Source organism: Mesorhizobium sp. YL-MeA3-2017 (genome assembly GCF_030814575.1).
In the GTDB taxonomy this organism is placed as follows: domain Bacteria; phylum Pseudomonadota; class Alphaproteobacteria; order Rhizobiales; family Rhizobiaceae; genus Mesorhizobium; species Mesorhizobium terrae.
Genome location: NZ_JAUSVH010000001.1, coordinates 307,068 through 323,279, shown reverse-complemented (window position 1 = coordinate 323,279; position 16,212 = coordinate 307,068). Strand labels below are relative to the sequence as shown.

Genomic DNA, 16,212 nt, shown 5'->3' with positions numbered 1-16,212 from the left:
GAAATATCGCGCCGGGCGGTTGCGCTATCACGAAAATGCCTGAATCCTTGCCATTCGATCGGCCCGTTGGTAGCGCAGGCGCGTGCATAGAGGTTGTCGGGGGAGCAACGGCCACTAATCTTCGACGAGATGAGAGGACAAGCTCGTTCGACCCGCTTTGCTACGCAATCAATCACCTGTAAATCGATATCGAACATCGGGGACGATAGGGTCGCGCCGCGACCGGTTCCCGCCGCACGGATTGCTTGATGAACATTCAGAATAGCCCCGCCGAAATCAGGACCGCCGCCGCGCGTTTCCCAGCCGCTGCGGAGGAGCCGATCCGGTCGCAGTACTTGTCCGAGGACAGGTTGCGGGCGCTGGGCGAAAGCCTGGCACGGGGCGATGTCTCCGATCTCGCCGGGCTCGAGCCGTTCGATTTCCAGAAGCGCAACCGCGACAGCGCCAAGAAGATCCTCGAAGTCTACCGCCTGACCAATGCCGCGCAGGCGCGGGGCGAGACGGTGACGCCGGCCGCCCAGTGGCTGCTCGACAACAATTATCTGGTCGAGGAAACGATCTATCAGATCAAGCGTGACCTGCCGCGCCGCTTCTATCGCCAGCTGCCGACGCTGAAGCTCGCCGATGGCACCGCCATTCCGCGCGCGCTTGCGGTTGCCTGGGCCTATGTCGCGCATTCCGACAGTTCGATCTCCTCGCAGATGTTCAAGGCGATCGTCGAGGGCTTCCAGTCGATCGAGCCGATGAAGATCGGCGAGATCTGGGCGCTGCCGTCGCTGCTGCGCTTCGTCTTGATCGAAAACCTTCGCCGCCTTGCCGTGCGCGTCAACCGCTCGCGCGACATGCGGCTCATCGCCAATGACGTCGCCGACAAGGTGCTTGCCGCCGGCGACAGCGCCGACCGCCAGTCGATCCTGGGCAAGTACCAGGCGCATGCGGGCGACACCACTTTCGCCACCCAGCTGCTCTACCGGCTGCGCGACGGTTCGCAGAATGCCGGCAGGGCGCTCGAATGGCTCGAGGCGGAGCTGGAGAAGTCCGGCACCGACGCCGAGGAAATCACCATCGCCGAGCACCAGACGCTGTCGAGCGGCAACGTCACCACCGGTAACATCATCCGCGGCCTGCGCTTGATCAACGACGTCGACTGGACGGTCTGGTTCGAAGGGGTCAGCCGCATCGACGCGTTGTTGCGCGAGCGGACCAATTTCTCGGAACTCGATTTCGCCTCGCGCGACCAATACCGCACCGAGATCGAGGAACTGGCCAAGCGTTCGAAGCAGTCGGAATACGTCGTTGCCGAAAAGGCGACGGATATGGCGGCGGCGGCCGGGCAGGCTGTCGACCAGGCTACGGATGCGGCCAACGGCACTGACATCGGCTTTTTCCTTGTCGGTTCGCGCCGTCCCGAACTTGAAAAGGCGATCGGCTATTCGCCGAGCCTCGGCCGCAGCTTCCTGCGCGGTTTCCGCAAGACCGGCTGGCTCGGCATCGTGCTGCCGGTTTTCCTGCTCACCGTCCTCTTGTTGTGGTTGACGGGCAACGCGCTGGCCGCTCTTGGTCTGCCGATCGCGGGCATCACGCTGATGTTGCTGCTGTTCGCCGTACCGGCCAGCGAAGGCGCGCTCGCCTTCTTCAACACCGTGGTGCTTTTGTTCCTCAAGCCGACACGCCTTGTCGGCTATGAATACAAGGACGGCATTCCGGTCGAGGCGCGCACCCTGGTCGTGGTGCCGTCGCTGATCGGCTCCCGCGACGATGTCGAGGAGAATGTCCGCAACATCGAGGTGCATCACCTCGCCAACATGTCGGGCGAATTGCATTTCGCCCTGCTTTCGGACTGGCCCGACAGCAAGGCGGAAATCAGTGCCAACGACACCGAGATCCTCGATTTCGCCCATAGCCAGATCGCGATGCTCAACCAGCGCTATCCGACCGAGGGCGCGCCGCGCTTTTATCTCCTGCATCGGCGCCGGCTCTACAATCCGGCGCAGGGCGCATGGATGGGCTGGGAACGCAAGCGCGGCAAACTGCACGAATTGAACCTGCTTCTGCGCGGCGACAGCGACACCACCTTCCTGCCGCTGGAGACGCCGCTGCCGGAGAACATCGTGCATGTGATGACGCTGGACGCGGACACGCGCACCACGCGCGACGCGATCGCCAAGCTCATCGGCAAGATGTGCCATCCGATGAACAAGCCGCATTTCGACCCGGTAAAGCGCCGCGTCACCGCCGGCTACGGCATCATGCAGCCGCGCATCACGCCGTCGCTGACCACCGGCGACGAGGCGTCGTTCTTCCAGCGCGTGTTCTCGGCCAATCGTGGCCTCGATCCCTATGTCTTCGCCGTGTCCGATCTCTATCAGGACGTGTTCGGTGACGGCTCCTTCACCGGTAAGGGCCTCTATCATATCGATGCCTTCGAGGCCGCGCTGAAGGGGCGCATCGAAGACAACACCGTGCTCAGCCACGACCTGCTCGAAGGCGCGCTGGCGCGTTCGGCGCTGGTCACCGATGTCGAGCTGGTCGAGGATTATCCGACCCGCTACTGGGTGGACGCCTCGCGTACCCATCGCTGGGCGCGCGGCGACTGGCAGCTGTTGAGCTTCATCTTCGATCCGCGTTCTGGCGTGCCCGCATTGTCGCGTTGGAAGATGATCGACAATCTGCGCCGTTCGCTCACCCCGATCTTCTGGGTGATGGCGGCGATCGCCGGCTGGACGCTTTTGCCGTTCACGCAAGCCGCGCAGTGGCAGGCGCTGCTGATCCTGACTTTGTTCATGGCGCCCACCTTCGACATCGTCAACGCCATCATCCCGAAGAGCAGCAATGCCACGCCGCGCGGGCATTTCTCGGCCTTGGCGCACGACATCGCCTTCGGCACCGCCATGGTGGCGCTGAAGATCGTCTTGATGGCACACCAGGCCTGGATGATGGGCGACGCTATCATCCGCACGCTTTACCGCCTGTTCGTCAGCCGCAAGAATCTGCTCGAATGGCGCACCGCCTCGCAGGCGCACAAGGGCAGCGGAAACGACATCGGCTCCTATTACAGCATGATGTATGGCGCGGTGATCATCGGCGCCATCGGCCTCGTCATCCCGGTGTTCGACGATTCTACCGGCGCCTTCGTCGCCTTCGCCTTCGCCCTGTTCTGGATCGGCTCGCCGGCCTTTGCCTGGCTGGTCAGCCGTTCGGCCGAAACCGAGGACCGGCTGCACCTGTTGCCGCAGGACGTGCATGCGCTGCGCGTCGCGGCGCGCCGCACCTGGCACTATTTCGAGAACTTCGTCACGGCCGAACAGAACCATCTGCCGCCGGACAATTTCCAGGAAAACCCGAAGCCGATCGTGGCGTCGCGCACCTCGCCGACCAATATCGGCGTTTATTTGCTTTCGGTCGTCTCGGCCCGCGATTTCGGCTGGATCAGCCTGTCGGAAGCGATCGCGCGCATCGACGCGACCATGCAGACCATCGAGCGCATGGAGCGCAGCCGCGGCCATCTCTACAACTGGTACGAGACGACGACGCTCAACCCGCTGCGTCCGACCTATATTTCAGCGGTCGACAGCGGCAATCTCGCCGGCCATCTGGTGACGGTGGCGGCGACCTGCGCCGAATGGGCGGAAGCGCCGTCCGTGCATCTGCATGGCGATGTCGAGGGGGTGCTCGACACCGTGGCCATCCTCAATGAAAGCCTGGACGATCTGCCGGACGACCGTCGCCAGCTGCGGCCGCTGCGTCAGCGCCTGGCCGACCGGTTGGACGGCATGCGCCGCGCCGTGCGCACCATCAAGGCGCAGCCCGAAATGGCTTCCGCGCGCACCGTCAACCTGACCGTGCTTGCCGGAGAAATCCGCAAGCTCGCCGCCGCCATCCATGCCGAAGCCAATTCGACCGCCAGCGACATCATCGTCGACTGGGCGGCGCGGCTCGAAGCGACATGCGAGGCGCATGTGCAGGACGCGCAGGCCGACGAGAAGGCGGCGCAGGCGTTGCGCGTCAAGCTGCTCGAATTGCACGAGCGCACCCGTCGCTACGCCTTCGAGATGGAGTTCGGTTTCCTGCTGCGGCAGGACCGCAAACTCTTGTCGATCGGCTACCGGGTCGAGGAGCGTCAGCTCGACGAGGCCTGCTACGACCTGCTTGCCTCCGAATGCCGCCTGACCAGCCTGTTCGCCATCGCCAAGGGCGACCTGCCGACCGAGCATTGGTTCCGCCTCGGCCGCCCGGTGGTCGAGATCGGTTTCCGCGGCGCGCTGATGTCGTGGTCCGGCTCGATGTTCGAATATCTGATGCCGCCGCTGGTCATGAAGGAACCGCAGGGCTCTATCCTGAACCAGACAAGCAAGCTGATCATCAAGCGGCAGATGCAGTACGGCCGTTCCAAGAACGTGCCGTGGGGCATTTCGGAAGCGGCCTACAATGCCCGCGACCGCGAGATGAACTACCAGTACACCAATTTCGGCGTGCCCGGCCTAGGCCTGAAGCGCGGTCTTGGCCAGAACACGGTGATCGCGCCCTATGCGACGATCATGGCCGCGCAGTTCATGCCGCGCGAGGCCGTCGCCAATCTGAAGCGTCTCGAAAGCATCGGCGCGCTTGGCCGCTACGGCTATTACGACGCCGTCGACTTCACGCCGCAGCGCGTGCCGGAAGGCACCGACCATGCCGTGGTGCAGAACTATTTCGCGCACCATTCCGGCATGTCGATCGCCGCCATCGCCGACGCCGTCTTCGAGGGCCGGCTGCGCGACCGCTTCCACAGCGATCCGGTCATCGAATCCGCTGAACTGTTGCTGCAGGAGAAGGCGCCGCGCGAAATCCCGGCCGACACGGTGCGAACCGACGTCGAGGAACAGGCCGTCGCCGACGAGACCGAATTCCAGAACCCCGACACGCGGGTCGTGCTCGACCCCGCCTGGGCGCTGCGTGCCACCAATCTGATGTCGAACGGCCGCTATTCGGTGATGGTGACGGCGACCGGCTCGGGCTATTCGCGCTGGGGCGACTTTTCCGTCACCCGCTGGCAGCCGGACCCGACCGAGGACCGGATGGGCTCCTACATCTTCCTGCGCGATGCCGACACCGGCGACTGGTGGTCGGCCACCGTCGAGCCGAAGCGCGTGCCGGGCGAGGTTGCCCAGGCACAGTTCTCGGACGACAAGGCGTCCTTCATCAAGACCGTGCATTCGCTGCGCTCGGAAGTGGAATGCATCGTCATTTCCGAAGGCAATGGCGAGGGCAGGCGGGTCACGCTCTATAATGACGGCGCCACCGATCGTCATATCGAGGTGACCTCCTTCGCCGAGCTGGTGCTCGGCACGGACGCCTCCGACAATGCCCATCCGGCGTTTTCCAAGATGTTCGTGGAGACTGAGATCGCGCCTAACAGAAATGCGATCTTCGCCGCGCGCCGCAAGCGCGACGCCGGCGAGCCGGACATCGCCGCGGCCCACTTCGTCACCGATCCGTCCGGTCTTGCCCGCGACGGCGAAGCCGAGACCGACCGCCGCGCCTTCATCGGCCGTGGCCGCACCATCGCCGATGCCGCCGCCTTCGATCCCGACGCAAAGCTCGGCGGTCATGCCGGCTTTACACTGGATCCGGTCGCCGCACTCAGGCGGCGCGTGCGCGTGCCGGCCAACAAGAAGATATCGCTCACTTTCTGGACGGTGGTCGGTGCCAACCGCACCGAACTGGACGAGGCGATCGCACGGCTCGACCATGCCGAGAGCTTCGCCCGCCAGGCGATGCTGGCCTGGACCCGTTCGCAGGTGCAGACGCGCCATCTCGGCCTCAGCCTGACCGACGCGGCCAATGTGCAGAAGCTGGCGCGCTACCTGATCTATCCCGATCCGTTCCTGCGCCTGCCGTCGGACGCGGTCGCGTCCGGTCTCGGCAAGCAGTCCAGCCTGTGGCCAACCAGCATTTCGGGCGACTTCCCGATCTTCGCGGTACGCATCGGCGACGTCGCCGATCTGGAGATCGTCGCCGAGGCGCTGCGTTTCCAGGAGTATATGCGTGCACGCGGCATGACGGCCGACCTCGTCATCGTCAACGAGCAGGCGTCTTCCTATGTCCAGGACCTGCAGCAGGCGATCGATGCTCTGTGCGAGAACAGCCGCCTGCGCGGCAACGAGTTCGGCCCGCGCCAGCACATCTTCGCGGTGCGTCGCGATTTGATGGACGAGACCACCTACAAGACGCTGCTGGCGGTGGCGCGCGTGGTGCTGCACACCCGCAACGGCATGATCTTCGACCAGATCGAACGGGCCGAGGCGGCGGCGATCCAGGCACGCGACGTGCTCAATCCGGGTCGGGCGGCACAAATCGCCGAGACACCCGCGCCCCGCAAGCCGGAAAAGGATGGCAGGGACATCGCCGCCGACGGCACCGATCTCAACTACTGGAACGGCTATGGCGGCTTCGACGGCGACGGCCGTCACTATGTGGTGCGCCTGACCGGTCGTCGCTCGACGCCGCAGCCATGGATCAACGTCATCGCCAACGAGGCGTTCGGCTTCCACACATCGGCTGAAGGCGCTGCCTTCACCTGGAGCCGCAACAGCCGCGACTATCAGTTGACGCCGTGGTCGAACGATCCGGTCGCCAACCGGCCGGGCGAGGGCATCTACATCCACGATCTCGACAGCGGCGAATCCTATTCGCCGACGGCGGCGCTGCTGCGCGACCCGGCCATGGTCTACGAGACCTGGCACGGGCAGGGTTTTTCCACTTTCCGCACCAAGCGTGGCGCATTGTCGATGGATTTGACCCATGTCGTCGATCCGACGGACCCCGTGCGCGTCACGCGGCTGCGTATCCAGAACTCCGGCACAGAGCCGGCAAGGCTGCGCATCTACGCTTACGCCGAATGGGTGCTCGGCAGCCATCGCTCGAAGACGGCCGCGACCATCCTGTCGCAGCGCGACGAGGCAACCGGCGCGCTCCTGGCCCAGAACCCCTATGGGCTCGACTTCGGTGATCGCGTCGCCTTCCTGGCCAGCGATCGCGAACCGCAATCCTTCACCGCTGACCGACAGGAGTTCCTCGGCCGGCACGGCACCAGCGCGTCGCCGCAGTCCGTCACCGCGGGTGCTGCGCTCTCCGGCCGCATCGAGGCCGGCGACGATCCATGCGCGGCATTGGCGCGCGACGTCGACATTCCGGCGGGCGGCGACGTCACGCTGCTGTGGTTGATGGGCGACGCCGGTTCCGCCGGCGAGGCGAGCGCATTGGTCAAGACGCATCGCGCCAAGGACTTTGACAAGCGGCTTGCCGACAACGAGGTCGCCTGGCGCGGCTTCCTCGACACGATCCAGGTAGAAACGCCCGACAAGGCACTGGATGCCATGGTCAATCACTGGCTGCCCTATCAGGCGCTGGCCTGCCGCATTCGTGCCCGCACCGCCTTCTATCAGGCGAGCGGCGCCTTCGGCTTCCGCGACCAGCTGCAGGACACGCTGGCCCTGTTGGCGCATGACCCGTCGCTGGCACGTGAGCAAATCCTGAACGCCGCCGGACGCCAGTTCCCGGAAGGCGACGTGCAGCATTGGTGGCTGCCGCGCACCGGCGCCGGCGTGCGCACCACGATCTCGGACGACGTCGTCTGGCTCGCGCATGCGGTGTCGCGCTACATCACCGTGACCGGCGACAAGTCGATCCTGAAGGAAGCGCTGCCGTTCATCGAGGGTAAGCCGCTGGCCGAGGGCGAGCACGACTCCTTCTTCGAGCCGCAAGTCTCCAAGACGATCGTGCCGCTCTACGAGCACTGCGCGCGGGCGTTGGACCTAGCGATCCAGCGCACCGGTGCCGACGGGTTGCCGTTGATGCTGGGCGGCGACTGGAACGACGGCATGAACCGTGTCGGCGTTGGCGGCAAGGGCGAGAGCGTCTGGCTGGGCTGGTTCCTGCTGAAGACGCTGACCGACTTCTCTGCGGTCGCCAAGGCACAGGGCGATGCCAAGCACGCCAAGGCCTGGGAGGCGCATGCCGCCAACCTCAAGCGAGCGCTGGAGAACAAGGCCTGGGACGGCGAGTGGTATCGGCGCGGCAGCTTCGATGACGGCTCGCCGCTCGGTTCGCGCGGTTCCGACGAGTGCAAGATCGACTCGATCGCGCAGTCGTGGAGTGTGTTGTCGGGCGAGGGCGATCCGGCGCGGTCCCATACGGCGATGGATCAGGCGATCAAGCATCTGGTCGACGAAGAGCTCAAGATCGTGAAGCTGTTCACGCCGCCCTTCTCCAAGACCACGAAGGATCCCGGCTACATCAAGAGCTATCCGCCGGGCGTGCGCGAGAATGGCGGCCAATATACCCACGCCTCGACGTGGTTCGTCATCGCCTTGGCCGAGATGGGGCGCACTGACGAGGCCTATCGCTGCTTCTCGATGCTGAACCCCGTCAACCACGCCCTCGACGCGGACGCGGCCGAACACTACCGGGTCGAGCCCTATGTCGTCGCGGCCGACATCTATGCCGGCGAAGGCAAGGGCGGGCGCGGCGGCTGGACCTGGTACACCGGTTCCGCCGGATGGCTCTACCGTGCCGCTGTGGAAGGCATTCTGGGCATCGAGCGGCGCGGCAAGCGCGTCGAGATCAACCCGAAACTGCCGTCCGACTGGCCGGGTTATTCGGCCAGGCTCAAGATCGACGGCACCGAGCACGCGGTCCGCGTCGTGCGCGCCAAGGGCGCCAAGACGATCTCGCTGGAAGTGGATGGCGCCAAGGTCAAGGGCAACGCCTTCGACCTCAAGGACGGCAAGATTACCGAGGTCGTCGTCAAGATACCGGCCTGATGCCGGAGGGCGGCCGCCGGAAGTCACCGGCGGCTGCCTTGAAATGCACAAAAATGTGGCAGCGGCGGGCTTCTGCCGCAATTTTGCCGCAGCATTGGGATTTCACCTTTTATCTCAAACCGTTACGCGATCACGGCAGATTTCTGCCCGTTGTCATGTTTTGTTCGACGGAACGGAACAGAAGGCACTGGTGGGCATTGTTTTGCCGCTCATCTGGAGATACGTGTTCACCGCAATAATGCGGCGCACAATGGATCGTTTCGCGGAGTAATCGAGTTGTCACTGCTGCAAATCTACTGGAGAGCGCTCGGCTATCTTACTGCCGACAAGAAGCGTCTCACCCTGATCTGCCTGGCAAACGTCATGCTTGCGATGGTCGCGGTTTACGAGCCGCTGCTGCTGGGTAAGGTCATCGGCGCCATCGCCGAGCGCACCAACCCGATCAGCGAACTTGTCATGTGGGCAGGTCTCGGCGCCTTCAACATCATTGCATTCGTGCTCGTCGCCCGCGGCGCCGACCGTTTCGCTCACAAGCGGCGTTCGGAAGTGCTGTGCGAATCCTTCGAGCGCGTCATCACCATGCCGCTTGCCTGGCACCAGCAGCGCGGCACCTCGAACTCGCTGCAGACGCTGCTGCGCGCGGTGGAGTCGCTGTTCAGCCTCTGGCTCGAATTCATGCGCCAGCATCTGTCGACCGTCGTCGCACTGATGTTCTTGGTGCCGACCGCGATGCGCCTCGACATGCGCATGTCCGCAGTCTTGCTCGTGCTCGGCGTGTTCTACTTCGCCGTCGGCCGGCTGGTCATGCGCAAGACCAAGGCGGGCCAGGCCAATGTGGAGCGCCACTATCACACAGTGTTCGGCCACGTGACCGACACCGTCAGCAACGTTGCCGTGCTGCAGAGCTACAACCGTATCGGCCAGGAAACCGAAACGCTGAAGCGTTATGTGCGCGACCTGCTCAATGCCCAGAACCCGGTTCTCGACTGGTGGGCGCTGGCCAGCGCCATGAACCGCCTGTCCTCGACCATCTCGATGATGGTGGTGCTCCTGATCGGTTCCTATCTGGTCATGCACAATCAACTGCGCATCGCCGATGTCGTTGCCTTCACCGGTTTCGCCACCTTGCTGATCTCGCGCCTCGACCAGGTTTCGGCCTTCGTGACGCAGATTTCGGAAGCACGCGCCAAGCTCGAGGATTTCTACAAGCTCGAGGAAGCGGCCGCCGAGACGGCCGAGCCGGAAGGCCTGCGCGATCTTGGCAAGGTCACCGGCCATATCCGCTTCGAGAATGTCGGCTTCTCCTTCGCCAACTCCACCCAGGGCGTCGAGGATGTCTCCTTCGAAGTCGCCGCCGGCCAGACGGTCGCCATCGTCGGCCCGACGGGCGCCGGCAAGACGACGCTCATCAACCTCCTGCAGCGCGTCTACACGCCGGACCAGGGCCGCATCCTCATCGACGGTATCGACACGCGCAGCGTGACCCGCAAGTCGCTGCGCCATTCGATCGCCACCGTCTTCCAGGATGCCGGCCTGCTCAACCGCTCGATCGAGGACAACATCCGCGTCGGCCGCGCCGACGCCACCAATGAGGAAGTGCACGCAGCCGCCAACGCCGCGGTCGCGCAGGACTTCATCCTGTCGAAGAGCAACGGCTACGACACGCTTGTCGGCGAGCGCGGCGGCCAGCTTTCGGGCGGCGAGCGTCAGCGTATCGCCATCGCCCGCGCCGTGCTGAAGGACGCGCCGATCCTGGTTCTCGACGAGGCGACCAGCGCGCTCGACGTCGAGACGGAAGGCCGTGTCAAGGAAGCCATCGACGATCTGCGGCGCGACCGCACCACCTTCGTCATCGCTCACCGCCTGACCACCGTCCGCGACGCCGATCTGGTCGTCTTCATGGACAAGGGCCAGGTCGTCGAGATGGGCGGTTTCCAGGAATTGTCGCTGCGCAATGGCCGTTTTGCCTCGCTGCTGCGTGCCGGCGGCCTGCTCAACGACGACGAGGTTCGCCGCCTCAGCGTCGTGTCGGTGACCGGCGAAGCCGCTTAATCATCGAACCGGCTGGCCTCTGGTCGCCAGTTTCGCGAAAATCATGACACCGCGTACCTTCAAGGTGCGCGGTGTTGTCTTTTCAGAACGGCTTCAATCCCGATCCGAAAAGCTCTAAAGAACATCGCATGAGCGAAACGAGTGCACGTTCTTCGAGCTGGGCGGACCTGGCCAACCCGACGCGTTTCATGACGCTGGCAGACAGGCTGGTGCCGTGGCTGGTCGGCATTGCGGCCGTCGTGCTGGCCGTCGGCCTCTATATGAGCTTCACCGCGCCGGAGGATTTCCAGCAGGGCATCACCGTGCGCATCATGTATATCCACGTGCCTTTCGCCTGGCTCTCGATGATGTGCTACTCGGTGATGGCCATTTCGGCGCTCGGCACGCTGGTGTGGCGACATCCCTTGGCCGATGTCGCGCTGAAGGCGGCGGCACCCATCGGCGCGGTGTTCACGGCGCTCGCGCTCATCACCGGCTCCATCTGGGGCAAGCCGATGTGGGGCACCTGGTGGGTGTGGGACGCCCGGCTCACCTCCGTGTTCGTGCTGTTCTTGATGTATCTCGGCATCATCGCGCTGACCCGCGCGCTGGACGATGTCACCCGCGCCGCCTGGGCGGCGGCCGTCATCACGCTGGTCGGCTTCATCAACATCCCGATCATCAAGTTTTCGGTCGACTGGTGGAACACGCTGCACCAGCCGGCATCCGTGTTCCGGCTTGACGGTCCGACCATTGATCCCAGCCTGTTGTGGCCCTTGCTGGTGATGGCGGTGGGCTTCACCGTCCTGTTCTTCGCGCTGCACATGATGGCGATGCGCACCGAAATCCGCCGCCGCCGCGTCATCGCCATGCGCCGCATGGCGGCACGGCGCGCCGATAGCTGATCGGATCGCTGCCCGCGCATCGACAGCGGCGGGGCGTTGCGCTATGCGAAATGCTGCTGCATCGGCCAGAAAATCGGAATCGATTTTCGACAGGCACGATGCAGCAGATAAAAAGTGTCAGAGCGTCCTTTGCGCGTCCAATTGGACGCGCGGCGCTCTAACGCCACCGCCGCTCTTACGGGACCGCTTTCATGAAACGCTCGAACGTCAACGCCATCATCCGCGAGGCCGACGCCTTCATCCGCTCCTTCGGCTACATCATGCCTCCGTTCGCTTACTGGACGCCGGAGGAGATGAAGGCGCGGCGCGGCAGCTCGGCCGGCATTTTCGAGTCCCGCCTCGGCTGGGACATCACCGATTACGGCCAGGGCAAATTCGACGAGCTTGGCCTCTTCCTGTTCACCGTGCGCAACGGCCGCTTCGAGGACATGAAGAAGGGCGCCGGCATGCTTTATGCCGAGAAGATCATGATCTCGCGCAAGGACCAGCTCTCGCCCATGCACCGCCACGTCATCAAGGCGGAAGACATCATCAACCGCGGCGGCGGCAAGCTGGTGCTGGAACTGTTCATGCCCGACGCCGAGGGCGGCATCGACCCCAAGGCCGAGGTCTCGGTACCGGTTGACGGCACCATCCGCAAGCTGCCGGCCGGCGGCCTGCTCAAGCTCGATCCGGGCGAGAGCGTCACGCTTCTGCCCGGCGTGTGGCACGCCTTCTGGGCCGAGGGCAAGGACGTGCTGATCGGCGAGGTCTCCACCGTCAACGACGACCTCACCGACAACATCTTCCGCGAGCCGATCGGCCGCTTCTCCGACATCGAGGAAGATGTGGCGCCGCTGCACTTGCTGGTGGCGGATTACGAGCGCTGGCTGGGCTGAGCCTCTCCGGCTTTCAGGCTGTTGCCTTGGTGTCGGTGGAATCGTTCGGCTGGATCGAACGATTCGACACGAACAATGCGTTGGATCGGCGATAGATAGAATGGCATTCCAATTCCGATTGGAATTGGAGAATAGCCGTGTCTGTCGCCTCGTCCCTCGACCGCCCCCTCGTTTCGCCCGCAGCGGCCAGGGAGCCGGCGCGCGCCGACAAGGCAACGGTCTGGGCCGGCATCGTGCTGGCTGTCATCGTGGCCGCCTCCGCATTCTCGATCCGGCAGTTGCCGGGGCTCGGCATTTTCAGCCCGATGATCCTGGCGGTCATCGTCGGCATCGTTTTCTCCAACCTGGTCGGCCTGCCGGCCAATACGCGCCCCGGCATTGCGTTTTGCCAACGCACCTTGCTTCGGCAGGCAATCGTGCTGCTCGGCTTCCAGTTGACGCTGACGCAACTCACCGCGATCGGCGTCACCGGCGTCGGCATCGTCGCCTTGTCGCTGGTCGCCACCTTCTGCTTCACGCTTGGCCTTGGTCGCATGCTGGGCGTCGACCGCAAGCTCGCCGAACTGATCGCCGCCGGCACCTCGATCTGCGGCGCCTCGGCCATCGTTGCCACCAATGCGGTGACCAGCGCCAGCGACGAGGACGTCGCCTATGCGGTTGCCTGCGTCACCCTGTTCGGCACGGTCGCCATGCTGGGCTACCCGTTGCTGGCAGGGCCGGCCGGCCTCGACCCGCATGGTTTCGGCCTGTGGGCGGGCGCTTCCATTCATGAAATCGCGCAGGTCATCGGCGCCGGCTTCCAGGTCGGTCCGCAAGCCGGCGAGATCAGCACCATCGCCAAGCTGGCGCGGGTGGCGATGCTGGCCCCTGTGGTCATCACGCTCGGCCTGCTGGCGGCGCGGAGCAGGACCGGCGAAAAGACGGCGAAGCCGCCAATGCCGTGGTTCGTGGTCGCCTTCGTCGCCGTCGTGGTGCTGAACAGTGCCGTCGAAGTGCCGGCCGAAGTGAAGTCGCTGATCGTCTTCGCCACCACCTTCATGCTCTCGGTCGGCCTTGCCGCCATGGGCTTGCAGACGCATATCGGCAAGATCCGCTCGCGCGGCCTGCGCCCCTTGCTGCTTGCGCTTTCGGCGTTTGTCTTTATCGCTTGCTTCAGCCTGCTTTTGGTCAAGTTCGCAGGTTGAGGAACCTGAATGACGCTGGAGCAGTTGCGCATCTTCGTTGCCGTCGCCGAACGCGAGCATGTGACGAACGCGGCGCGCGACCTCAACCTGACGCAATCGGCGACAAGTGCTGCCGTTGCTGCTCTTGAAGCGCGTTATGCGACCAAGCTGTTCGACCGCGTTGGCCGCCGGATCGCACTGACCGATGCCGGCCGCCTGTTTCTCGCCGAGGCGAGGTCGGTGCTGGCGCGCGCCGCCGCCGCCGAACTGGTGCTGGCCGATCTCGCCGGGTTGAAGGTCGGCTCGCTCGGCCTCGGCGCCAGCCAGACCGTCGGCAATTACTGGCTGCCGCGTTTCATCCACGCCTTCCGTTCGCAGCATCCCGGCATCGGCGTGTCGCTAACCATGGGCAACACCGAGACGGTCGCCGCTCATGTGCGCGACGGCGAGGCCAATCTCGGCTTCGTCGAGGGCGAGGTCGACGAGCCGAGCCTTGCCGTCACTACGGTGGCCGAGGACGAGATGGTGCTGTTGGCGCCGGCCGGGCATCCTTGGGGACAACTCGGCAAGGACGAGAAGCCGGTGCTGGGTTCGGCCAGCTGGGTGTTGCGCGAAAGCGGTTCGGGAACGCGTTCCACGCTCGCCGCCATGTTGCGCAAGGACGGCATCGCCGAGGCCGATATCGACATCGGCCTTGTGCTGCCGACCAACGAGGCAGTGCGTACGGCGGTGGCGGCGGGAGCAGGGGTGACGGTGATGTCGCGCCTCGTCGCGGCCAACGCGCTCGCCGCCGGCAGCCTGATCGCCGTCGATTATCCGGTGCCGCGCCGCCGCTTCTACATGCTGCGCCACAAGGAGCGCTACGCCACCGCCGCCGAGACCGAATTCATGCGGCTGATCGGCGAAGGGTTGCCGGACCGGTAGGCTGTCCCGGCTGACGCTTCCGCCGTCAGGTTACCAGCCTCAGCATCTTCAAAACGCGTTCGAACATCGCCCCGTATGGGGGATGCAGCAGCGCGCCGCCATTGAAGCGCGATTGCAGGAAGACCGGCTTTTCCTTGCTGAAGGTGCGGAAACCCCATTCGCCGTGATAGGCGCCGATGCCGCTGGCGCCGACGCCGCCGAAGGGCTGGCGTTCCTGCGCGATGTGCAGCAGGCAATCATTGACGGTGACGCCGCCGGCAATCGTCTCGTGCAGCACGCGTTCGCGCGCCGTCGTGTCGGTGCCGAACCAGTACAGCGCCAGTGGGCGGTCGTGCCGATTGACGTGGCCGATGGCGTCGTCCAGCGAAGCGTATTCGAGGATCGGCAGCACTGGCCCGAAGATTTCCTCGCGCATCAGCCGGCTGTCTTCCGGCGCGTTGCGCACCAGGGTCGGCGCGAATTTGCGGCCCTCTGGCGGCAATGTCTCGCCGGCAGGGTTGATCTCGGTCACCTCGGCACCGCCGGCGCGCGCCTCCTCGACCAGCGCCGTCAGCCGCTGGTAATGGCGGTCGGAGACGATCGAGGAATAGTCCTTGTTGGCCTTCAGCGTCGGATAGAAGCGTTTCACCGCTTCGGCGAACTTGCCGGTCACGGCCGCCGCCTGGCCTTGCGGCACCATGATGTAGTCGGGTGCGATGCAGGTCTGGCCGGCGTTGAGCAATTTGCCGAAGGCGATGCTCCTGACCGCCGCGTCCATGTCGCAGGACGGATCGAGGATCGCCGGCGACTTGCCACCGAGTTCCAGCGTCACCGGGGTCAGGTTGGCGGCGGCTGCAAGCGCCACCTGCCGGCCGACCGCCGTCGAGCCGGTGAAGATGAGGTGGTCGAAGGGCAGCGAGACGAAGGCCTTGCCGGTCTCGGCGTCGCCGGTAACGACATCGACTTCCTCCGGCGCGAAATGCTGGGCGACGAGGTCGGCGAGCAGTGCCGAAAAGGCGGGCGTCAGTTCGGACGGTTTCATCAGCACGCGGTTGCCGGCGGCAAGGGCTGCGGTGGCCGGCGCCACGGCCAGCTGGAACGGGTAGTTCCAGGGCGAGACGACGCCGACGACGCCGAGCGGCTGCGGCACCAGCCGGTTGGAGCCCGGCAGGAACGGCAGGCTGGTGGCGACGCGGCGCGCGCGCATCCAGGAGGCGACATGCGAGATGGCGTGGTTGATGCCGGCGCGCACCACGAACAGCTCGGCAAAGCGGGTTTCATGCGCCGAGCGGCTGCCGAAATCGGCGGCGATGGCCTCGCAAATGGCTTTTTCGTGGTTGTCGGTCAGCGCCAGCAGGCGCTTCAGCCGGTCCTTGCGCACGACCAGCGTCGGGAATGGCTCGGCGGCGAAGGCGCGGCGCTGTGCCTCGAAGCGTTCGCGCAGCAAATCGGGTCTGACATGCAGCATGCTTTCCTCCACCCTTTTTTGACTGTCCGGCCGTAACGCATTGAAAACGCATAAAATGCG

General features: G+C 64.9%; 7 protein-coding genes. 6 read left to right on the top strand and 1 reads right to left on the bottom strand.

Translation table 11 applies throughout. From position 1 onward, the window contains the following. Window positions 1-248 precede the first annotated feature (248 nt). From QFZ88_RS01400 to QFZ88_RS01375, 6 genes are all read left to right on the top strand, one after another. Window positions 249-8,804 (top strand): GH36-type glycosyl hydrolase domain-containing protein, encoded by an 8,556-nt coding sequence (locus QFZ88_RS01400; protein ID WP_179654188.1) that lies wholly within the window; start codon window positions 249-251, stop codon window positions 8,802-8,804. 276 nt (window positions 8,805-9,080) lie between these two features. Further along, window positions 9,081-10,856, top strand: coding sequence for a glucan ABC transporter ATP-binding protein/ permease (locus QFZ88_RS01395; protein WP_024922248.1), 1,776 nt, complete (start codon window positions 9,081-9,083; stop codon window positions 10,854-10,856). A 128-nt stretch (window positions 10,857-10,984) separates the two neighbouring features. Continuing rightward, window positions 10,985-11,740, top strand: coding sequence for a heme ABC transporter permease (locus tag QFZ88_RS01390; RefSeq protein WP_024922249.1), 756 nt, complete (start codon window positions 10,985-10,987; stop codon window positions 11,738-11,740). A gap of 191 nt (window positions 11,741-11,931) precedes the next feature. Then, window positions 11,932-12,618: a D-lyxose/D-mannose family sugar isomerase gene (locus tag QFZ88_RS01385; RefSeq protein ID WP_024922250.1), complete on the top strand. Its 687-nt coding sequence runs from the start codon at window positions 11,932-11,934 to the stop codon at window positions 12,616-12,618. Window positions 12,619-12,755: 137 nt separating this feature from the next. Then, window positions 12,756-13,802, top strand: a complete 1,047-nt coding sequence (locus QFZ88_RS01380) for a YeiH family protein (RefSeq protein WP_024922251.1) — start codon at window positions 12,756-12,758, stop codon at window positions 13,800-13,802. Window positions 13,803-13,811: 9 nt separating this feature from the next. Next, window positions 13,812-14,705 (top strand): LysR substrate-binding domain-containing protein, encoded by an 894-nt coding sequence (locus QFZ88_RS01375; protein ID WP_024922252.1) that lies wholly within the window; start codon window positions 13,812-13,814, stop codon window positions 14,703-14,705. A 25-nt stretch (window positions 14,706-14,730) separates the two neighbouring features. On the opposite strand, the gene QFZ88_RS01370 is transcribed toward QFZ88_RS01375, so the two are convergent. Then, window positions 14,731-16,152, bottom strand: a complete 1,422-nt coding sequence (locus tag QFZ88_RS01370) for a coniferyl aldehyde dehydrogenase (protein WP_024922253.1) — start codon at window positions 16,150-16,152, stop codon at window positions 14,731-14,733. Window positions 16,153-16,212: the final 60 nt, after the last annotated feature.

Bases quoted from the DNA above. Each gene is read 5' to 3' on its own strand.
- QFZ88_RS01400 (WP_179654188.1), top strand. From the start codon at position 249: ATGAACATTCAGAATAGCCCCGCCGAAATCAGGACCGCCGCCGCGCGT.
- QFZ88_RS01390 (WP_024922249.1), top strand. From the start codon at position 10,985: ATGAGCGAAACGAGTGCACGTTCTTCGAGCTGGGCGGACCTGGCCAAC.
- QFZ88_RS01385 (WP_024922250.1), top strand. From the start codon at position 11,932: ATGAAACGCTCGAACGTCAACGCCATCATCCGCGAGGCCGACGCCTTC.
- QFZ88_RS01375 (WP_024922252.1), top strand. From the start codon at position 13,812: ATGACGCTGGAGCAGTTGCGCATCTTCGTTGCCGTCGCCGAACGCGAG.
- QFZ88_RS01370 (WP_024922253.1), bottom strand. From the start codon at position 16,152: ATGCTGCATGTCAGACCCGATTTGCTGCGCGAACGCTTCGAGGCACAG.